Annotated in this window: 24 protein-coding genes and 1 other annotated feature; of the genes, 1 reads left to right on the top strand and 23 read right to left on the bottom strand. The window is 41.5% G+C overall.

The features are described from left to right. Positions 1 to 9: 9 nt before the first annotated feature. The 10 genes from smpB to ybeY all read right to left on the bottom strand — a co-directional run bounded on the left by smpB (position 10) and on the right by ybeY (position 7,771). Positions 10 to 477, bottom strand: a complete 468-nt coding sequence (gene smpB, locus SMSK564_RS05160) for an SsrA-binding protein SmpB (RefSeq protein ID WP_001051745.1) — start codon at positions 475 to 477, stop codon at positions 10 to 12. Next, positions 440 to 2,794 carry a ribonuclease R gene (gene rnr, locus SMSK564_RS05155; RefSeq protein WP_000654868.1) on the bottom strand — a complete coding sequence of 785 codons (2,355 nt, stop codon included), beginning with the start codon at positions 2,792 to 2,794 and terminating at the stop codon, positions 440 to 442. The genes smpB and rnr overlap by 38 nt, the downstream gene beginning before the upstream one ends. 101 nt (positions 2,795 to 2,895) lie before the next feature. Beyond that, entirely contained in the window at positions 2,896 to 3,129 is a 234-nt protein-coding gene (gene secG, locus SMSK564_RS05150) for a preprotein translocase subunit SecG (protein ID WP_000282517.1), read from the bottom strand. Positions 3,130 to 3,168: 39 nt separating this feature from the next. Next, positions 3,169 to 3,318 (bottom strand): 50S ribosomal protein L33, encoded by a 150-nt coding sequence (gene rpmG, locus SMSK564_RS05145; protein ID WP_001809104.1) that lies wholly within the window; start codon positions 3,316 to 3,318, stop codon positions 3,169 to 3,171. Next, the gene (locus tag SMSK564_RS05140; protein ID WP_000136153.1) at positions 3,318 to 4,517 is read right to left on the bottom strand and encodes a multidrug efflux MFS transporter PmrA; all 1,200 of its coding nucleotides are present in this window, start codon (positions 4,515 to 4,517) and stop codon (positions 3,318 to 3,320) included. Before SMSK564_RS05140 ends, rpmG begins: the two co-directional genes overlap by 1 nt. Beyond that, positions 4,504 to 5,109, bottom strand: a complete 606-nt coding sequence (gene coaE, locus SMSK564_RS05135) for a dephospho-CoA kinase (RefSeq protein WP_000516182.1) — start codon at positions 5,107 to 5,109, stop codon at positions 4,504 to 4,506. Before coaE ends, SMSK564_RS05140 begins: the two co-directional genes overlap by 14 nt. Beyond that, entirely contained in the window at positions 5,109 to 5,933 is an 825-nt protein-coding gene (mutM, locus tag SMSK564_RS05130) for a DNA-formamidopyrimidine glycosylase (RefSeq protein ID WP_001114504.1), read from the bottom strand. The genes coaE and mutM overlap by 1 nt, the downstream gene beginning before the upstream one ends. 48 nt (positions 5,934 to 5,981) lie before the next feature. Next, positions 5,982 to 6,881 carry a GTPase Era gene (era, locus tag SMSK564_RS05125; protein ID WP_000143267.1) on the bottom strand — a complete coding sequence of 300 codons (900 nt, stop codon included), beginning with the start codon at positions 6,879 to 6,881 and terminating at the stop codon, positions 5,982 to 5,984. Positions 6,882 to 6,897: 16 nt separating this feature from the next. Then, entirely contained in the window at positions 6,898 to 7,293 is a 396-nt protein-coding gene (locus tag SMSK564_RS05120) for a diacylglycerol kinase family protein (protein WP_000378166.1), read from the bottom strand. Then, a complete protein-coding gene (gene ybeY, locus SMSK564_RS05115; RefSeq protein ID WP_000275156.1) occupies positions 7,274 to 7,771 on the bottom strand; it encodes an rRNA maturation RNase YbeY in 498 nt (165 codons plus the stop codon). The genes SMSK564_RS05120 and ybeY overlap by 20 nt, the downstream gene beginning before the upstream one ends. Before the next feature lie 104 nt (positions 7,772 to 7,875). On the opposite strand from ybeY, the gene pavA reads away from it, so the two are divergent. Continuing rightward, entirely contained in the window at positions 7,876 to 9,531 is a 1,656-nt protein-coding gene (gene pavA, locus SMSK564_RS05110) for an Rqc2 family fibronectin-binding protein PavA (protein WP_000006743.1), read from the top strand. Positions 9,532 to 9,605: 74 nt separating this feature from the next. Here the strand turns inward: pavA and SMSK564_RS05105 are convergent, their stop codons facing one another. The 13 genes from SMSK564_RS05105 to SMSK564_RS05045 form a co-directional block, all read right to left on the bottom strand. Then, a complete protein-coding gene (locus SMSK564_RS05105; RefSeq protein ID WP_176602629.1) occupies positions 9,606 to 10,592 on the bottom strand; it encodes a dihydroorotate dehydrogenase in 987 nt (328 codons plus the stop codon). Next, positions 10,555 to 11,355: a dihydroorotate dehydrogenase electron transfer subunit gene (locus SMSK564_RS05100; RefSeq protein ID WP_001070085.1), complete on the bottom strand. Its 801-nt coding sequence runs from the start codon at positions 11,353 to 11,355 to the stop codon at positions 10,555 to 10,557. Before SMSK564_RS05100 ends, SMSK564_RS05105 begins: the two co-directional genes overlap by 38 nt. Before the next feature lie 248 nt (positions 11,356 to 11,603). Beyond that, positions 11,604 to 11,984 (bottom strand): lactoylglutathione lyase, encoded by a 381-nt coding sequence (gene gloA, locus SMSK564_RS05095; RefSeq protein WP_000157152.1) that lies wholly within the window; start codon positions 11,982 to 11,984, stop codon positions 11,604 to 11,606. 57 nt (positions 11,985 to 12,041) lie between these two features. Continuing rightward, positions 12,042 to 12,401: a 50S ribosomal protein L20 gene (gene rplT, locus SMSK564_RS05090; RefSeq protein WP_000124834.1), complete on the bottom strand. Its 360-nt coding sequence runs from the start codon at positions 12,399 to 12,401 to the stop codon at positions 12,042 to 12,044. Between the two features lie 51 nt (positions 12,402 to 12,452). Further along, entirely contained in the window at positions 12,453 to 12,653 is a 201-nt protein-coding gene (gene rpmI / locus SMSK564_RS05085; protein ID WP_001125943.1) for a 50S ribosomal protein L35, read from the bottom strand. A gap of 32 nt (positions 12,654 to 12,685) precedes the next feature. Then, positions 12,686 to 13,216 carry a translation initiation factor IF-3 gene (infC, locus tag SMSK564_RS05080; RefSeq protein WP_000848180.1) on the bottom strand — a complete coding sequence of 177 codons (531 nt, stop codon included), beginning with the start codon at positions 13,214 to 13,216 and terminating at the stop codon, positions 12,686 to 12,688. A 15-nt stretch (positions 13,217 to 13,231) separates the two neighbouring features. Beyond that, positions 13,232 to 13,363, bottom strand: a sequence feature (ribosomal protein L20 leader region). Positions 13,364 to 13,523: 160 nt separating this feature from the next. Further along, complete coding sequence (locus tag SMSK564_RS05075; protein ID WP_000655926.1) at positions 13,524 to 14,708, bottom strand: hypothetical protein; 1,185 nt, start codon at positions 14,706 to 14,708, stop codon at positions 13,524 to 13,526. A gap of 3 nt (positions 14,709 to 14,711) precedes the next feature. After that, positions 14,712 to 15,299 (bottom strand): ATP-binding cassette domain-containing protein, encoded by a 588-nt coding sequence (locus tag SMSK564_RS05070; protein WP_000939893.1) that lies wholly within the window; start codon positions 15,297 to 15,299, stop codon positions 14,712 to 14,714. A 32-nt stretch (positions 15,300 to 15,331) separates the two neighbouring features. Beyond that, the gene (locus SMSK564_RS13925; protein WP_033630761.1) at positions 15,332 to 15,520 is read right to left on the bottom strand and encodes a hypothetical protein; all 189 of its coding nucleotides are present in this window, start codon (positions 15,518 to 15,520) and stop codon (positions 15,332 to 15,334) included. A gap of 178 nt (positions 15,521 to 15,698) precedes the next feature. Further along, the gene (locus SMSK564_RS05060) at positions 15,699 to 17,939 is read right to left on the bottom strand and encodes a DNA internalization-related competence protein ComEC/Rec2 (protein WP_000942372.1); all 2,241 of its coding nucleotides are present in this window, start codon (positions 17,937 to 17,939) and stop codon (positions 15,699 to 15,701) included. After that, a complete protein-coding gene (locus tag SMSK564_RS05055) occupies positions 17,923 to 18,573 on the bottom strand; it encodes a helix-hairpin-helix domain-containing protein (RefSeq protein ID WP_000387327.1) in 651 nt (216 codons plus the stop codon). The genes SMSK564_RS05060 and SMSK564_RS05055 overlap by 17 nt, the downstream gene beginning before the upstream one ends. Before the next feature lie 66 nt (positions 18,574 to 18,639). Continuing rightward, a complete protein-coding gene (locus SMSK564_RS05050) occupies positions 18,640 to 19,209 on the bottom strand; it encodes a GNAT family N-acetyltransferase (RefSeq protein ID WP_000443764.1) in 570 nt (189 codons plus the stop codon). A gap of 106 nt (positions 19,210 to 19,315) precedes the next feature. Further along, the gene (locus SMSK564_RS05045) at positions 19,316 to 20,320 is read right to left on the bottom strand and encodes a PhoH family protein (protein WP_000658204.1); all 1,005 of its coding nucleotides are present in this window, start codon (positions 20,318 to 20,320) and stop codon (positions 19,316 to 19,318) included. Between the last annotated feature and the right edge of the window lie 31 nt (positions 20,321 to 20,351).

Below are 20,351 nucleotides of genomic sequence, written 5' to 3'. Positions count from 1 at the left end.
TTCCTCTTTTTATCGCTGATTAACAGCTTTCATAACACGCGCGATGTCACGGTTTTGTTCACGTTGCTTGATTGACTCTCGTTTGTCGTAGTCATGCTTCCCTTTAGCTAGGCCTAAAAGGAGCTTGGCATAACCATCTTTAATATAGACCTTAAGGGGAACCAGCGTCATTCCTGTCCCTTTGGTCTCTTGTTCCAACTTTTGTATTTGCTTCTTATGGAGCAGGAGTTTTCGACGACGTTCTGGTTCCTGGTTCCAGATATTGCCCTCTTCGTATGGCGCGATATGAACATTGCTCAGCCAGACTTCCCCATTTTTTACTTGGGCAAAGCCGTCCTTGAGATTGATTCGAGCAGCTCGCACACTCTTGATTTCAGTTCCAGTCAGGATCATTCCTGCCTCTAGCGTATCTACGATTGTATAGTCGTGGCGCGCCTTTTTATTTTGTGCGACGACCTTTCCCTCGCCCTTTGCCATGCTTGGCTCCTTTCTTAGCTACTTCCTTGTAAAAAGGTTTCTTTCCTTTTTTCTTCTTGTCTTTTTGTAAATGCTTGCGCTTATCATTTGAGCGTCCTGATTTTCTCTTGTCTTCCTTCTTATCTGAACGACGACTGGAACCACGCCCTCTGTCACTACGATTAGACTGTTTCAAGCCTTTTTCAATCACATCAAACTCACTTGGAATATAAGAGAAGTCGATTTCACCAGTCATCTTATCCGCTCTTTCAACTCGAATGCGAATCTGTTGTCCTACACGGAATGTTATACCTGATTTCTCCCCACGCAGGGTCAAATCACGCTCATTGAAATGATAAAATTCAGGTAGATTAGTGATGTGAATCAAGCCTTCAACTGTGTTTGGCAATTCGACAAAGAGACCAAACTTGACAATACTTGACACAACCGCATCGTACTCTTCACCCACGTATTCTTCCATGAACTCAGCCTTTTTCATGGCTTCGACTTCACGCTCAGCCTCAATGGCACGACGTTCACGGTTGGAAGACTGGGTCGCAATCTCTGGAATCACTTGCTCAAAATGCTCTGCTATTTCCTTAGAACGGCCGTAATCACGAATCATACGGTGAACAAGAAGGTCTGGATAACGACGAATCGGACTGGTAAAGTGAGTATAATAGTCAGCAGCTAGTCCATAGTGGCCGTGATTGTGCTCCGAATAGCGAGCCTGCTGCATGGAGCGCAGAAGCATCATGGACAATACATCTGCATAAGGTTCTCCCTCAACAGTACGCATGATGTCTTGGAGGGCATCCTGGCTAATCTCACTGGCAGTCCCATAAATGCGCAAGCCAAAACTCGAAGCATAATCAATAAACTTCTGAATCTTTTCAGCCTTAGGCTCCTCGTGAATTCGATAGATAAAAGGCAAATCCAGCTTGCTAAAATGCTCAGCCACTGTTTCGTTGGCCATCAACATGAAGGACTCAATCATGCGCTCGGCAACACCACGCTGACGAAGAACGATATCAACAGGCTTACCTTGTTTATCCACTAAAATCTTGGCTTCATTGGTATCAAAATTGAGGGCTCCGCGTTTCACTCGCATGTTTTCTAAAGTGTCATGAAGCTTGGCCATGAGTTCGATACTTGGAACAATTTTCTGATATTCTTGTCTCTTTTCCTCGTCACCAGCTAGGATATCATTGACATCACTGTAGGTCATCCTGAAGCTTGTCTTGATAACCGTTTGTGTAATGGTGTAATTGATCACACGACCATGTTTATCAATCTCCATAATGGCAGACTGGGTCAGGCGGTCAACTTGGGGATTGAGGGAGCAGATACCATTTGACAGTCGTTCTGGAAGCATTGGAACCACTCGGTCTGTTACATAGACTGAAGTCGCGCGGTTAAGGGCTTCCTTGTCCAGGGCAGAACCCTCGGTCACATAGTAGGAAACATCTGCGATGTGAACACCAAGCTCCAGATTTCCATTTTTCAAGGCCTTAATATGCACCGCATCGTCCAAGTCCTTGGCATCCGCGCCATCAATGGTGAAGGTAATCTCATCTCTCAAGTCCAGACGACCTTCCATATCCTTTTGTGATGGAGCATCAGGCACACTTTCTGCCTCCTTGACAACAGCCTCTGGAAATTCTGAGACAATGTCCATAGACTCCAAAACCTCAAGAACATCGATTCCGACATCCGTTGAATGCCCTACCACATCGAGGACACTAGCGACAAAGAAATCATGTTTCTTGCTTGGGTATTTGTCGATAAAGACCTTAAGAACTTCTGTTCCCTCTAGTTTTAGGGCTGGTTTCTTAACATAGATTGGTTGACTGATTTTCTGATTTTTTGAACGAATGTAGCCAGCATACTTAGGCTTTTCCTGATCTAAAACGATTTGGCCAACAACAGTTGTCAAACTGTGTTCTAAGATATCAATAATTTTGGCTTCGGCTGCTGTTCCCTTATTGCGGTCAGCGACTTTCTTGATGACGACCTCAACGGTATCACCATCAATAGCATAGTTGACATCGTTTTTTCCTACAAAAAGGTCGTCCTCCTCGTCTTCCAGACTAACAAAGCCAAAGCCATTTTTATGAGCATGAAAAATCCCCTTGAGAGTAATCTCGTGTTTTTTCTTGACTTCCAAGGTCAGACTGCCATCTTCCTCAAAGCGTATCTGGTGCTTTCTTTCCATTAGGGACAAGGTTTTAATCAACTCACGAAAATCCTTGGAACCGTCTTTTCCCAAAGCCTGAGCCAAGTCATTGACCGTTACCTTTCCCTTATCTTTCAAATATTCTTTTATTCTATCTTTCATATTTTCTTTCTAGATTTTTTAATTTTCTTTTACTGTAAAACCTTCTCAAACATCCTTTAAAAATAAAAAGAGGCAAAGACCTAGTCCTGCCCATTATTTTCTTATCTACTTGATAATACCGTCAATGCTAAGGCAATGGCTAGCCAGAAAAAGACTAAAATCCCTGTCAAACGCTGCATTACAGCTTCAAAACCGCGTGCTTTACTGCGTTCAAACAAATCACCTGAGCTGGCATCAAATACATTGCTGGATTGGTTTTTGGTTGGTTGCATGAAAATCGCAATCACAATCACAACAGATAATACTAATAAAATGGTTAATAATAGGTTATACATATCAAACTCCTTAAAATCCCTATTATTTTACCATAAAATCTACTTAGATTCAAGATGTAGGGTTACTTTTCTTTCCTTGGGACAATACTTTAAAACCTCGATCTTGTCTGGATGGGTTTTTGAATTTTTACTAGTTAGGTAATTGATACTGCCACAAGAGGAGCATTTGAGATTAATTTTTACTCGCACTAGATTTCCTTTACTTTTAATAATGTTCGAAATTGAAGCAGGTTAAAGAGACAACTAAAGGCAACACAAAGGCTTGTCGCATAAAAGACTGCATGGTAGCCAAATTGACCTGCTACTGCAGAACCTGCCATGGGACCAACGACACCGCCCAGATAAAAGAATACCTGATTAAAGGCAAAGACCCTCGAAATACCAGCTTTGGGCGTCATCTTGCTGAGAAGGGCATTAACTCCGGGAATCAGGGCACCGGTTCCCAATCCAAAGAGGAAACGATAGAGTCCTAGTTGAAGGGGGCTAGAGGCATTAGCACAGAGGAGATAGATGATGACTGAATAAAACTGAGCGACAACCAAGAGACGATGATTGCCCACTTTGTCACCTAGCTTGCCCATAATACCTGCACTCATCATGCTGGAAAAGCCCATACTGGATACAATCAAACCAGAGACAAAAAGAAGATTCTCTGTCTGGCCTAAGTCGCGCACATACAGAGCTAAGATAGGACCGATTGATTGGGCTGAAAATTGGATGACAAAACTGGTCAAAAAGAGGTTAACCAAGAGATAGGGATATTTAACTGATGTAAACAATTCCTTTGTTGGAATGACCTTTTCCTTGGCTACTGGTTGAAAATCTTCCTTGATAAAGCAAATAGTCAAAATAGCAGCTAAAAATAGAAAACTACCAACCAGTAAAAAGACAGTACGAATGCCAAATAATTCTGCGATAAAGCCACCAATAAAGGGACCAGTTAGAGTACCTGCAACTACGCCTGTAGACAAAGTACCTAAGGCAGAGCCTGATTTTTCCTTGGGAACCTGACTAGCTATCAAAGCAGTTGCATTAGGAACAAATCCTGCAAATACACCGTTTAATAAACGAAGAAAGATTAGCCAATAAATATTTGGCACAAAGGCCAAGCCTCCCATAGTGATAGTCATGGCCAGACCAGCACGAATCATCATGGGTTTTCGACCGTATTTATCAGCAAGGATGCCCCAGATAGGAGAGAAAAGTGCCGCAGAAATGGCAGAGACAGAAATAGCTACACCTGCATAAAAAGCAGCTTGATTACTTCTTACACCCAGATTTTCCACAAAGATGGGCATAAAAGGCACAACCAAAGAAATACTGGCTCCTGTCAGAAAATTACCAAACCAGGCAATGCGCAGATTATCTTTCCAGTTAATTTCTGTCATCTTGCTTACCTCCCTCGAGGAGGATACGCACCTGAGTGAGAAGCTGGTCCTGATTGCCATTGTTGTCAAGAATATGGCTGGCTAAATCTTTCTTTTTTTCTAAAGGCCACTGGGCTGCCAGACGAGATTCAGCTTCATCTTTGGACAAGTGGTCCCTTTTCATTAAGCGTTCTACTTGGACATCTCGGTCCACATAGACCAACCAAGTCTCATCAAACCAAGCGCTGTAGTCCTGCTCAAAAAGCAGGGGAATATCCATGAAAAAAATCTCTCCTGTCTGAGCCAACTGGTCTCTCAAAGTAGCCAACTCTTCACGAATAATCTCTCCTTGGATTTGCTTAGACCATTCCTGTTCTTCAGTATTTGAAAAGATAAGACTAGCAAGGAGAGGGCGATTAAGTTCTCCGTTTTCAAGGATGATTTCTTGCCCAAAATGCTGTACTAGAGCCTCAAACAGACGACCACCAGGTCTCTGTAGTTGGTGGACAACCGCGTCGGCATCCACCACTTGAAAGCCTTGCTTTCTTAGAAAATTTGTCACGGTTGACTTACCAGAGGCAATTCCTCCTGTGATTCCAATGATTTTTCCCATCAGTCCCTCCTTTGACAGTTTGGACAAAAGTGGGTGCCTCGTCCGCCTAGTTGGATTTTCTCAATGATGGTGCCGCAACGCGAACATTCTTGACCAGCCTTGTCATAGACCTGATGAAAATCTTGCATAGTTCCATCTTCCCCAAAGGCATTGGTATAGGTCCGAATGGTGGAGCCGCCTTTTTCAACAGCCTGACTCAAAACAGCAATGGTCTGGTCATGAATGGCAGTCGCTTCTTCTGCTGTCAAGGTCTGGGAAGGTCTAGCTGGATGAACCTGAGCTCGCCAGAGAACCTCATCCACATAGATATTGCCAAGTCCAGCTACCAAGGTCTGGTCTAGGAGATGGGATTTGATAGGCTTTTTGGACTTGGCAAGGGCAGCTTGAAAGACCTGTAAATCAAAGTCTTGTTTGCTTGGTTCAGGACCTAATTTTTTAGAAATAAAGTAGGCATCTAAAAGGTCAGGAGCCAAGAGTTCCATAGTACCAAACTTGCGAACATCCTCATAAACAAGCGTGCCACCATCCTCAAATTGGAAGAAAACATGGGCATGCTTGCGTTCAGGAACCTGGTCCGGATAGTAAAAATACTTGCCCTCCATCCGCAAATGGGAAATCAAGACCTTGTCTGTCAGGTAAAAAAGCAAATACTTGCCCCGACGTTCCATTGACTCAATAATCTGACCAGGCACTTCCTTTTGAAATTCGTCCAAATCCGTCTTAATCATCTTGGGATAGCGAATTTCTATACTCGAAATCTTCTTTCCCAAAATCAATTTTTCCAAGCCACGTCGAATGGTTTCAACCTCAGGTAATTCAGGCATAAGTCCTCCTTCTGTAAAAACAAGAAGCAGGCATGAGCCCACCTCTACTTAGTATTCTTTTTCATTATAGCCAAAGTCAGCCAAATCTAGCTTTTTATCGCGCCAGTTTTTCTTGACCTTGACCCAGGTTTCTAAAAAGACCTTGTCTCCTAGCATGAGTTCAATATCACGACGGGCCATGCTACCAATTTTCTTAAGCATAGCGCCACCTTTACCGATGATAATTCCTTTCTGACTATCGCGCTCAACCATGATAGTTGCACGAATGTGAACCTTGTCTGTCTCTTTATCTCGTTTCATAGAATCCACAACAACTGCAACAGAATGCGGAATCTCTTCACGAGTTAGGTGCAAGACTTTCTCGCGAACCATTTCCGAAACCAAGAATCGTTCTGGATGGTCTGTGATTTGATCAGACGGGAAATATTGGAAACCTTCGTCCAGATTTTCACTCAAAATATCCACTAGACGAGAGACGTTATTCCCTTGAAGAGCTGAGATTGGAACGATTTCCTTAAAGTCCATCTGATTACGAAAATCATCAATCTGAGACAAAAGCTGGTCTGGATGAACCTTATCAATCTTGTTCACCACCAAAATCACAGGAACCTTGGCAGCCTTAAGGCGCTCGATAATCATATCATCTCCCTTACCACGCGCTTCATCAGCAGGCACCATAAAAAGAACAGTATCCACTTCACGAAGGGTGCTGTAGGCGGATTCGACCATGAAATCTCCAAGGGCAGTTTTAGGTTTGTGAATCCCTGGTGTGTCGATAAAGACAATTTGCTCCTTATCAGTCGTGTAAATTCCCATGATTTTGTTGCGCGTTGTCTGCGCCTTGTCACTCATGATGGCAATCTTTTGCCCCATGACGTGGTTTAAAAAGGTTGACTTCCCAACGTTGGGACGTCCTAAAATGGCTACAAAGCCTGATTTAAAAGTCATAATTTCCTCTTACTGTTTAAAATAATAAATCCCAGATTCGTGGGAGAAAAATCAATGCGCCTGTTAAGGCTGCGAAAAGAGAGACCACTAATACCGCGCCAGCCGCCATATCCTTGGCATTTTTAGCCAGCATGGAAAAGTGATAGTGACTGGCCAAATCCACCACATTTTCAATAGCAGAGTTGATAATTTCAAAGGCTACTACCAAGAAAATGCTCAATAGGAGAAAGAGCCATTCGATTCGTGACACCTGAAAAACAAAACCTGCAAGAATGACTACAAGAGCCGTCACTGCATGTTTTCGCATATTGCGTTCTTCCTTGATGGCAGTAAAAATCCCTGTGAGGGCAAATTCTAAACTGGATATCAGGTCACGATTTTTCCATTTTCGTTTATTGTCTTGTGAGTCCATAGGCTGTCAAAATTTCTTCTTGTAAACCGAACATCTCCGCTTCTTCTTCCGGAGTGTAGTGATCATAGCCGTTGATATGTAAAAAGCCGTGTACTGCCAAGAAGCCCATCTCACGCTCAAAGCTATGGCCATATTCCTCGGCCTGCTCATGTGCCTTATCGATAGAGATGAAAAGTTCCCCAATATAGGCATCAAACTCAGACATCATCTCTGCCAATTCTGGATTTTCAAGTAAATCCTCTTCGTCAAAGGCAATTTCCAATTCTGGTTTATACTCAAGGCTGATAACATCTGTCGGACGATCTGTGTCACGGTACTCAAGATTAAGTTCATGACTACGTTCATTAGTAACAAAGGTAACTGCCATCTCCTTGTCTTCTTTTCCTAATTTTTGGGCTGCAAATTCCAAAATTTCTTGGGTTTGTTGCAACATTTCTTTTGAAACTTGACCAGTTTCATCTACCATTTCAATATACATGTGCTTCTCGTTTCTCTTTACTTGGCTTTATTATACCACATTTCCATGATTTTATTCTACCTTTTTGATATAATACTATGGAATACAATCACAAGGAGAGAACGATGTCATTTGACGGATTTTTTTTACACCACATGGTTGAGGAATTGCGAAGAGAGTTAGTGAATGGTCGCATTCAGAAAATCAATCAGCCTTTTGAACAAGAGTTGGTCTTGCAAATCCGTAGCAATCGCCAAAGTCATCGCCTGCTCCTTTCTGCCCATCCAGTTTTTGGACGCATTCAGCTGACCCAAACGACTTTTGAAAATCCAGCCCAACCTTCTACCTTTATCATGGTTTTGAGAAAGTATTTGCAGGGGGCCCTGATTGAGTCTATTGAGCAAGTGGAAAATGATCGTATTGTGGAAATTACAGTTTCCAATAAAAACGAGATTGGAGACCATATTCAGGCTACCTTGATTATCGAAATCATGGGTAAACACAGTAACATTCTACTGGTTGATAAAAGCAGTCATAAAATCCTCGAAGTTATTAAACACGTCGGCTTTTCACAAAATAGCTACCGCACCTTGTTGCCTGGATCGACCTATATCGCTCCGCCAAGCACGGACTCGCTCAATCCTTTCACGGTCAAGGACGAGAAACTCTTTGAAATCCTGCAAACACAGGAAACGACAGCTAAAAATCTTCAAAACCTCTTTCAAGGTTTAGGACGCGACACGGCAAATGAATTGGAAAACATTCTAGTTAGTGATAAACTGTCCACTTTCCGAAACTTTTTCAATCAAGAAACCAAGCCTTGCTTGACAGAGACTTCCTTCAGTCCAGTTCCTTTTACTAATCAGGTGGGAGAGCCTTTTACTAATCTTTCTGATTTATTGGATACCTACTATAAGGACAAGGCTGAACGGGACCGCGTCAAACAGCAAGCCAGTGAACTGATTCGTCGTGTTGAAAATGAACTTCAAAAAAATCGTCATAAGCTGAAAAAACAAGAAAAAGAGTTGCTGGCAACAGACAATGCGGAGGAATTTCGCCAAAAAGGGGAATTGCTAACAACCTTCCTCCATCAAGTGCCTAACGACCAAGACCAGGTTATCCTAGACAACTACTATACTAACCAACCTATCACCATTGCGCTTGATAAGGCCTTGACTCCCAACCAGAATGCCCAACGCTATTTCAAACGTTATCAGAAACTCAAAGAAGCTGTCAAATACTTGACTGATCTGATTGAAGAAACCAAGGCAACCATTCTCTATCTGGAAAGTGTCGAGACCGTCCTCAACCAAGCTGGACTAGAAGAAATCGCTGAAATCCGTGAAGAATTGATCCAAACCGGCTTTATCCGCAGAAGACAGCGAGAAAAAATCCAGAAACGCAAAAAACCAGAACAATATCTGGCCAGCGATGGCAAAACCATCATCTATGTCGGACGCAATAACCTGCAAAATGAGGAGCTAACCTTTAAAATGGCCCGCAAGGAAGAACTTTGGTTCCATGCCAAGGACATTCCTGGAAGCCACGTTGTCATCTCAGGCAATCTTGACCCATCTGATGAAGTCAAAACAGACGCGGCAGAGCTAGCCGCCTACTTCTCTCAAGGTCGCCTGTCAAATCTGGTTCAGGTAGATATGATTGAAGTCAAGAAACTCAACAAACCAACTGGTGGCAAACCTGGTTTTGTCACTTACACAGGACAAAAGACCCTCCGTGTCACACCAGACCCCGAAAAAATTGTATCCATGAAAAAATCCTGATTCGACTTGAAATCAGGATTTTTAGCTTGTTTACTTACTAATCATTAAAAAATTTATAACAGATTGATTGCAGTTTACCTCAAAGACTCTTTTACTTCCTTGCGTAGATTTTCTAGACTGCTAATGCCGTATTTGTCCATGACTTTTGGTAAATTTTCGATGATATCAGGACAGGCATAAGGATTGGTAAAGTTGGCTGTTCCAACTCCGATTGCAGATGCTCCAGACAGATACATTTCTAGGGCAGCTTCAGCTGAATCCACTCCCCCCATTCCAATGATTGGCAGGTCTGTGGTTTGGGCGACTTGGCGGATGAGTTTGAGGGCTACTGGAAATACTGCTGGACCAGACATTCCACCTGTTCCATTGGCCAAGATTGGTTTTCTAGTTTTGAGGTCAAAGCGCATTCCAACTAGAGTATTGATCATGGTTAAACCACTTGCCCCTGCATCTTCTGCAGCTTTTGCAACAGTGACAATATCGGTCACACTAGGGGTTAGTTTGACATAAACTGGCACATCAGAGGCTTCCACAGCTGCTTTCACCACATCATAAGCCAAATCTGGGCCTTGACCAATCAAAAGTCCGTGATTACAGTGGTCAACATTGGGACAAGAAATATTGAGCTCGATAGCCTTTACATTAGCTGCCTTGGAAATCCCATGAGAAACAGCTGCATACTCTTGTTTTGAAAAACCAGCTACATTGGCGATAATGGGAAGGTTTGGATACTCTCTTTCTAGCCAAGGTAACTTTTCAGCCAAAACAACTTCCAAACCAGGATTTTGCAAACCGATTGCATTGAGCATACCAGCAGGTGTCTCTGCTACCCTTGGAGTTGGATTGCCAAAGCGTGGTTCAAGGGTTGTCGCCTTGATCATAATAGAACCTAAAAGGTCTAAATCATAGTACTTGGCATACTCTTGGCCAAAACCAAAACAGCCTGATGCTGGAATAATGGGATTTTTCAAATCCAAACCAGGTAGAGAAACTTGTAAACGATTTCTAGTCATAATTTTCTCCTTATAATACAACTGTTCCTGTGCGGAAAACAGGGCCATCTTCACAGACGCGTTGGCTGACCGTCTCGCTTTCTGGCACTTTTAGGACACAGGCATAGCAGGCCCCCATCCCACAAGCCATACGAGATTCCAGAGATAGATAGGCTCTTGGGTGGTCATAAAAGGTTTGATTGATATACTTCATCATTCCAGGAGCCCCACATGAGTAAACAGCATCAAATTGATTGTCTAAATCCTTGATAACAACGGAAACATTTCCCTTGATACCATAAGAACCATCATCTGTCGTTACAAAGACCTGCCCATATTGGGCCAATTCCGCCTCTAAAATAACAGCATCCTTATTAGCAAAACCGAGGACTGTCACTACTTTCACACCACGCGCATGCAATTCCTTGGCCACTTCAAGCAAGGGCGGAACACCAATCCCCCCACCAACAAGGAGAACCTGGCTCTGCTCATCTAGGTCAGACAAGTCAAAACCATTCCCCTGAGGCCCCATCACATCAAGAGTATCTCCCTGAGTTAAGGTTGAAAAAATAGCTGTCCCAGCTCCCTCAATCCGGTAAATGAGATGACACTGCTTCTTAACCTTATCAATAGACGAAATTGAAATAGGACGACGCAAAAGATGGGCGTCATCAGGCACACGCAGATGAAGAAATTGGCCTGCTCGCATGGCTTCAACCATTTCTCCTTCTAGGACTAATTCAAAGATTGCTGGCGCGATTTCCTCTTGTGCGACCACCTTCATGGTTTCCAAACGAATTGCACCCAAACGTTTCTTACATGTGGGATTCATGACTTTTCCTCCTTAAATTTTAAGGGGTCCAGACAAAGAAAAGACCTTGCTAGTGCAAGGCCTCAGTTAAAATCGTACAAGACAAGAGAGCACACTCAAAAAGTCTCCTCTAGAAAATTGTACTATTCTTTTATCTGACACCTTGTGAGTCTCTCTGGACTCCCCTTAAAGGTTAAATTTTTACTAGTATACTCTTTCAGCTAAAAAAAGTCAAGTAGAAAACGAAGATTCTACTTGACTTCACAAGATTATTTTTCACGAATGATTTCTACCTTGTAGCCATCAGGGTCTTTGACAAAGTAATAGTTTGGTGCAGTTCCTGGTAGACCATTTGGCTCAGTCACTTCATATCCTTTTGCACTGTGCTCTTGATGAAGCGCTTCAAGATCAGGTGTACTGAGGGCGATATGGGCAAACCCATCTCCTACCACATAAGGACCGTGATCGTAGTTATAAGTCAATTCCAACTCATAGTCGTCACCTTCAAGTCCTAGATAGACAATCGTGAAGGCATGATCTGGAAAATCTCTGCGACGCAATTCTTTAAAACCAAAAGCATCTTGATAAAATGCAATTGATTTTTCAAGATTTTCTACGCGTAAGCAAGTGTGTAGCATTTTTGAAGCCATATTTTCTCCTTTATTTTTAAAAAGACTGGGACAATCCTGTTCCAGTCTTATCTGTTATTATTTACCAAGCTTTGCTTTAGCTGCATCTGCAAGAGCTGTGAAAGCTGCTGCATCGTTAACAGCCAAGTCAGCAAGCATTTTACGGTTAACTTCGATCTCAGCCAATTTCAAACCATGCATCAATTGTGAGTATGAAAGTCCGTTCATACGAGCTGCCGCATTGATACGAGTGATCCACAATTTGCGGAAGTCACGTTTTTTCTGACGACGGTCACGGTATGCATAGTAGTAAGAGTTCATTACTTGTTCTTTTGCAGTACGGAACAAGATGTGTTTAGCTCCATAGTAACCTTTTGCTAATTTAAGAATACGTTTACGACGTTTGCGTGATACAACGCCACCTTTAACACGTGCCATGTTTTATTTCCTCCAAATATTTCCTAGAATTGTTTACTTACAGTCAAGCTATTATTTCAAGCGAGTAAGCATTGCTTTGATACGTTTGTAATCTCCTGAATGCACCATAGATGCTTTACGAAGATGACGACGTTGTTTCTTAGTTTTTCCGTGGAAACGGTGAGAAGTGTAAGCACGGAAACGTTTAAGTCCACCAGAACCTGTACGTTTGAAACGTTTAGCTGATGCGCGGTGTGTTTTTTGTTTTGGCATGATTTTTTCTCCTTTATTTAACTTTCTGACAATTATTTTTTGTCAGTCGCTGGCGCCAATTGCATGAACATTTGACGTCCATCCATTTTAGCACGTTGTTCGATGATGGCAATATCTTGAGTTGCTTCAGCAAACTCGGCTAAAACTTTTGCACCAATCTCTTTATGGGTAATCATACGACCCTTAAAGCGAATAGATACCTTAACTTTATTTCCTTTTTCAAGGAATTTGCGTGCATTGCGAAGTTTTGTATCAAAGTCACCCTTGTCAATCGTTGGACTTAGACGAACTTCTTTCACAGTAACAACACTTTGTTTTTTACGTTGTTCTTTTTGCTTCTTCTGGTACTCAAATTTGAACTTACCGTAGTCCATAATTTTTGCAACAGGCGGTTTGGCTTGGGGTTGAATCAATACTAGGTCAACATTAGCGTTATCAGCCAAAGCTTGCGCTTCACTGAGTGGCTTGATGCCTAGCTGTTCTCCTTCAAGACCAATCAAGCGAACTTCACGTACACGAATCTCATCATTGATGAATAAGTCTTGCTTTGCTATGGTTTTCACCTCTTTTGTTTTATTAGAGAAAAACAATAGCGGACTTGTAATAATACAAGCCCGCACGTTATGATAGCGTTTCTTAGAAACTTTTCATCCGTAGGGCCAGGCAACTTAATGTCACAAGGCGAGAAGCTCTCACTTCTGCTTTTCTCAACTTTTATATGATACCAAGTTTTCTAGCCCTTGTCAAGATAAAAAGTTATTTTTTTGAAAAGTTTGTGTTTGTATTTTGTCTTGGTTTCCGCATCAAAAAGAGAGAACCAAGGTGATTCCCTCTCTATGTTAGTTTTTTCTCATTTTCTGTATAGGAAAGCTAGAATCTATTAAAAACTTCCTTTTTACGTGAACTTCCCCATCTTTCGATAAATAGAATCCCCACTAACAAAAGGATAATCAGGCAAGGAAGTAAGACTAGCCCCATACCCCAATTCAGATTGACATTATCAATCTGCTTAGGTAATCTTCCAGACAAAATATCTACTGAACGCAAGTAAGTAAAGGGAATCAGATGTGCAATCCTTTGAAGAGGCTGAATTGTTTGGATGCTAAACAATAAGCCAACAATTCCAATGAGTGAAAGAAAGAGGACAGGCATTTTTTGCTTGAAAAAGTAAGCAATCAAGTACACTACTTCCACAATGACGATAAAGGCTAAGAAAGCTAATAACAAGCCAGGAAATAACATATCTTGTATCTTTCCAATAGTTACCTCTTGATTCACTAAGCTATAAATCGGGTAGGGATAATCTAACTGTCCAAAACCACTTATCAGACTTCCCACTAGAAAAGAAAATCCGCTGATTCCGATAAACAGCACAGTTACATAGCCCACTCCAACTCCAAGGGAGGACATGGCAAATGCCACTTTTGAAAAAGGATATAACTGAGCTGTGTCCAGATGATTTTGATATCTTTCTGCAAATAGTTGCGTTAGCATAAAAATAATAGCAATCACAAACAAGGTTGGGATGATAGCCTCTAAAATCCAGATAATCTGATCAATCCCGTGGGTCGGAAACTCCAAAGTATGTGCTTTTATGTTCAAGGGATACAGGGCTTGGTAAATCTTTCGTTGGCGGTCAACCGCCATTTTAAAGTCAGAGCTAATAGTCGGGTTATTTGATATCATTTCATAATTCTTCTCTTCATCTTGCCACTGCAAATAGTAGGCTTCTTTCCATCGCCCTTCTTTTAATAAAGTCAGAATTTCTGTCTTTTGAGTCGAAAGATTTTTTTGCCCGTCTAAATTATTTTTAGCAATCTGATATTCCTCCGAGCTGGTATCAGATATTTGGGAGAGTTTCTCTTCATATTCATTGATGATTCTCTCATCTTTTACAAGACTGGTTTCCAACTCGCTCTCCAAGCTGTGTGAGTTTGCAGTCCGACTATTTAAATAAAAGGTAACACCGAGTCCAGATACAAATAAAGCTAAGATAATCCAGTTTAAGCGACTTTTGAAAACTTTTTTCAATAAAAATAGACTAACATCTTTCATAAACTAAACCTCTTCTATTTGCCCCTGATGAATGGTTACTACTCTATCGCAGACATCAAGCAACTCTTCCTTATAGTGGGAACTTAAAAGAACCAGCTGTTCTTGTCTATCGATTTGTGCCAGCCTATCAAAAAACTTCTGTCGATAATACTCATCTAAGCCATTTGTAATCTCATCCATAAGCCAGCATTTCGCCTGACTGAGGAAATACATGGCAATCACCAAGCGTTGCTTCATGCCTAAGGAATACTTGCGAATGGGAAGACTGATATAGTCAGACATTTCCCAGTAATCAATTTCATCCCTCAAGTTTAGGTCTGACTTCCAGATGTTTTTTATGAGGCGAAGATAGTCCATCCCACTTAAATTTTCATCCAGCCATTCAATACTCTCATAATAAAACAAAGAAGGAGGGGCTACAATATTTCCACTAGTTATAGGAATTAAATTGCTAATGGCGCGGAACAGTGTCGTCTTTCCAGAGCCATTGATAGCAAGAATACCATAAATCCTACCCTTTTCAAATGTAAAATCAACATCTTGTAAGATGACTTGTCGCGTTTTTAAGGTCACATGAGTAAGTTGCAACATACCTAGCCCTCCTTTTTATCACTCTTTAGGGATTAATAGCCTCCACTGAAGTAGTTTAGTACCTCATAACGATTGTACTTCCAGCCTCCGCCAACTTTATACTCAAAATAGCTGTCATAACGATACCATAACAGGGGATTAATATAGTTATATCTCTGGCAATTCATACTAGACTTATTGTAGGTATTCCAATAATACCTATAACTTTTAGTGACTGTCAAAGCAGATACACTGGACTAAAAAAGACCAATAGATCATAAACTAACTAATTAAATGGTTTTTACTAATTTTTAATGGTTTTATATCATTAATATTGAAGACGCTTTCATTATATCGCTTTTATTATTATTATGCAACAGATTTTTAGTTTATTTTACTAATATATAGTATTTATCCTTCCTATCGAACGCTTTCGATTTTCCAACTATTCCACCCTTTAAAGCGTATAGCTCCCTGCTGGTCAGTTCGGTAAACTTTACTATTGATACCTTCCAGTCGAGTCAAGGTTTCTTGATGGGGGAGTTTCGTTCGATTGTTCTTTCCAACTGAAATGAGAGTAAACTCTGGTGTGAGTTTTTCTAGCAAGGCTGAACTTGATGATTTTTTATTGCCATGTTGACCAGCTTTCAAAACATCCACTTCCAAGTCTGGATAGTGCTTCAGCAATTCCTTCTCTCCTTTCTCCTCCAAATTTCCTGTGAAGAGAAAGTGCTTATCCAAAAGTTTTCCATACAGAACCAGGGAATCTTCATAACCTCCATTTCCTATTTTCCTTGGAGATAGGACTTCTAACTGACTTCCAAAAATTGGCAAGTTCTCTCCCATTGTCACACTGCGCACCTTAGTTTGGGTCGCTTGTAGTTCTGCCACAAATTCCTTCTGTTTCAAACTGCCTTTGGACACTAAAATTTCTCCTACATGGAAAGCCTTGGTCACCTCCAACAAATCTCCAACATGTTCCTTGTCCATATTTGTCAAAATCAGCTGGTCAATCTTGGCTACTCCGCGACTTTTAAGATAGGGTATCAAGCTTCGCTGAGCATTGCTGGTCGTCGCCTTTTCTTGCCATTTTTCGATTTTCTTATCAGATTCTGCCTTACCACCTACATCTATGAGAATGGTTTTCCCAGTTACATCACGTAGGAAAATACTTTCGCCTTGCCCCACATCCAGCATGGTAATTTCATTTTCCAGTGGATGCTTGGTCAGGAAAAAGAGACCGGTAATCAATAAGCTCAATACCGTTAACCTTTTAATGTTTTTCCTCAAATCATAGACCAAAGCCAAGGAAATTAACAATAAAATTAAAAGCCATGCATTGGGTTGTCCAAAGACTAGAGGCCTACTTGCCACCTGTGATACCAAGCGAATCATCCCCTCCAACCATTCAAAAATAAAATTAAGCTGAATGACTGGATAGAGAAAGGAAAGGGCAAATAAGATAGACAAGAGCGGTAAGAAGACAAAATCAAATAGAAAGGAAAAGACAAAGGTCAAAAGGATGGACCAAGGCTGAAATTCCGCAAAATAAAAGGATAGAATGGGTAATATTCCCAAAGAAATAACCAGACTTTCTCTGACAATAGCCTTAAGCCCCTCCTCTTCTTTGCTGGTCATGGTCAGGATAAAAGCATAAGCGCAGGACAAAACTCCTCCTGCAGTCAGGAAAAAGTTGGGCATGATAATAAAGAGTACAAACACCGTCAAGGCAAAATTATCCAAGCCCTTAACCCCATGTTGAGCTAGTAGCTTCTGCAAGAGACTGCGAATGACTGATGCTGAAAATCCTGTCAGCCCTGCATAGATAAGGGAAAAGGGATAAGTCAGCCATTTCAACCTTTCTTGGGTCAAGCCCAATCGCAAGAGAAGTTTCTTAAAGCCATCCATGAAAAATCCTACCTGCATACCAGACAAAGCAAAAAGGTGGATAATTCCTAAACTGGAATAAAGCTCATTCATCTCCTCAAAGTCTGTATCCAGATGTCCTAGCAAGAGTCCTGTCATGTAATTGCGCATAGGGTCTGGAAAGTGCATCTTAATCCAAACTACAGCCTTTCGGCGTACACTGGACAGATTTTCACCTATATCCAAACTGCCAACCTTTTGAAGTGACTGGATTTTTTTGATATTGAGAATCTGGTAAATTCCTTGAGTCTTCAGATAGGTTTGATAGTCAAAGCCACCAAAATTTCTCTGCCCTTCTGGCTCCGAAAGTTTTCCTTCTAGTTCCAAGTCATGAAGATCTGTTAAAGCTTGAAATTGTTCTTTCTCCTCCTCGGACTGGAGTTTATAATAGACTTGAAAAATGCGTCCATCAGACTTGCCACGAAAGGACAAACTATCACCATTAACCTTAATAGTGTCAGGCAAAATCCGTACAATTTCAACAGAATCCGACAGATTTTGACTCGCTTGACTCTGTTGCCAATTTTGAAAAACAAACCAAAATCCAAAGACTCCACAAATTACTAGAACTTTTCCAGCAGATTTCCAAGGAAATTGGATAAAAAGACAGACTAGCAGAAAAACAAAGCCCAACAAAGCAAGATAGGATGCTGAGAAAATAGCGTAGTAAAGCCAAAGTAACAGGAAACTCAGGTAAATTAGAGGAATGGGGAACTTCTTAATCCACTGTAACATAGTCTTTTAACTTTTCTATGGTCTTGGCTCCAATACCAGAGACTTTCTTGAGTTCATCAACCGACTTAAATTTGCCATTCGTCTCACGATGATCGATAATATCCTGGGCTCGTTTTCCTCCCAAGCCTTTGACCTGCTTGAGTTCTTCCAGACTGGCCTTGTTGAGATTGACCTTCTTTTCCTTGCTTGTCGAAGAATCCGTCCCCGAACCAAACTGTTGACTAGTTGCTTCTTCTCCCTTAGTGGGAACGTAAACCAGAGCCTCATCACTGACTTTCTGAGCTAGATTGAGCGACTTGCTGTCTGCTTGCTCTGTCAAGCCACCAGCTTTCTGCACAGCATCATTGACCCGACTTCCAACTGGTAAATCATAAATCCCTGGTGATTTGACAGCACCTTTCACATCTACTGTGATTAGATCTTGTTCAAGGGGTTCTTCCTTTTCTTCCTTCTTCACTTCCTTTTCGGTTAATGAATCCTTGGAAACAGCTGCAACTTCTACCTGCAAATTCGTTTCTTTGACAGGTGTGTGTGGAGCTGGCTTTAGCAGGAAAAATCCTCCTACAAGCAAGCCCAGACCAGTACAGATGACAATGATTTTATACTCTTTGATTTTTTCGATAATTGCTTCCATATTTTCTCCTCTCTTAGATTATTCGTAAGAGGAAGAAAAAACAGTCGAAAATTTCTTTTCAACTGCTTATTTATTTGCAAAATAGTCTTCCTTGGTCAAGACATAATGAACTCTTGTAACGATTCGGTCTTCTTCATGCTGGTCCATACAAGCATATGGTTCTTCATGGGAAAAGCGCATGCCTGATTTCTCCATGACCTTGCCAGATGCGGGATTATCCTTATCGTGAAGGGCGGTCAACTTGTTCATTCCAATCTTCTCAAAAGCCAGCTCAATCACGGCACGATTGGCTTCTGTCGTTAATCCTTGATTCCAATACTTTTTATTAATAATGTAGCCAATAGCCGCCTTCTTAAGAGCAGGATCAATCTTGTGCAAATCAATAGTTCCGATAAATTCACCATTACTTTTTAGTTCGATTCCCCAGCGTCCCAAGGGATTGGCCAAGTAGAACTGAGCAATGTTATTCTTGGTTTCTTCCAAACTTTGATTTGTTGGAAAAGTGTAGCGCGTATTTTCTCTGTCTGAGGCATACTCAAACATAGCTTCCGCATCATCCAAGGTTACAGGTCTAAGCAATAAATGCTCGGTTTCTATATACGGATACTGGGCAAATTTTACAAAAATTGATTCCATAGGATTCCACCACTTGAAAAGTTTCTAATTAAGATAAGGATATTGAATGAAATATTTAAAAAGCAAATTTATACTTAGTATTGAGATAATTTTAAGTACAAAATAACTATTCTTCAGATAGAGGTTGAGACTCTAATTCTTCACTCTCTTCTTTTTTAACTGGAGCTGGTTCATAAGCTCGGATAATCTGAGCGACAACAGGATGGCGAACCACATCCTTGGCTGAAAAATGAACAAAGTCAATCTGATGGATGTTCTTGAGTTTTTCTTGAGCATCAATCAAACCGGACTTGACATTGCGTGGCAGGTCAATCTGACTAATATCTCCATTGACAATCATCTTAGAATTAAAGCCTAAACGCGTCAAAAACATCTTCATCTGCATGATGGTCGTATTTTGGGCCTCATCGAGAATGACAAAGGCATCATCCAAGGTTCGTCCACGCATATAGGCAAGGGGCGCAATCTCGATAATTTCACGCTCCATGAGACGAGTCGTCTGGTCTTTTCCCAGAATCTGATACAAGGCATCATAAACAGGTCGAAGGTAAGGATCCACTTTCTCCTTAAGATCACCCGGAAGAAAACCTAGACTCTCTCCTGCTTCCACCGCTGGACGTGTCAAGATAATTCGTTTGACTTGCCCACGTTTAAGTGCAGTCACTGCCAAGGTCACTGCAAGGAAGGTCTTCCCTGTTCCTGCAGGTCCGATTCCAAAGGTCACATCATGCTGTTTGACACTGTCCACATAAAGTTTTTGACCCAGTGTTTTGACACGGATAGGCTTCCCTGTATTGTCCTTGATAATTTCTTCTTCGTAAAGGGCGACAAACTTGTCGATTTCATCGTTTTTGACCATGCTAATCGCAGTCACCACATCTGGTGTACCGACAGTCATCCCACGATTTACCAAGACCATGAGAGCTTGGATAACCTGACGGGCTTCCTCACAGGCAGTCCCTTCTCCCAAAACCTGGACAATCTCCGTACGAGCATGAATCACCACATCGAGCTCTTCTTCCATCAAACGAAGATGGCGCTCATTGGAACCAAAAAGATGAAACAGGTCATCTGGATGACTCAGTTGAATGTCAATTGAATGTTCCTTCAAATAAAGAACCTCTCTAATCCTTTTATTTCTT

Origin of the sequence: Streptococcus mitis SK564 (genome assembly GCF_000148525.1) — a bacterium.
Taxonomy (GTDB): Bacteria; Bacillota; Bacilli; order Lactobacillales; family Streptococcaceae; genus Streptococcus; species Streptococcus mitis_H.
This window is presented reverse-complemented; position numbering and strand designations above follow the sequence as displayed.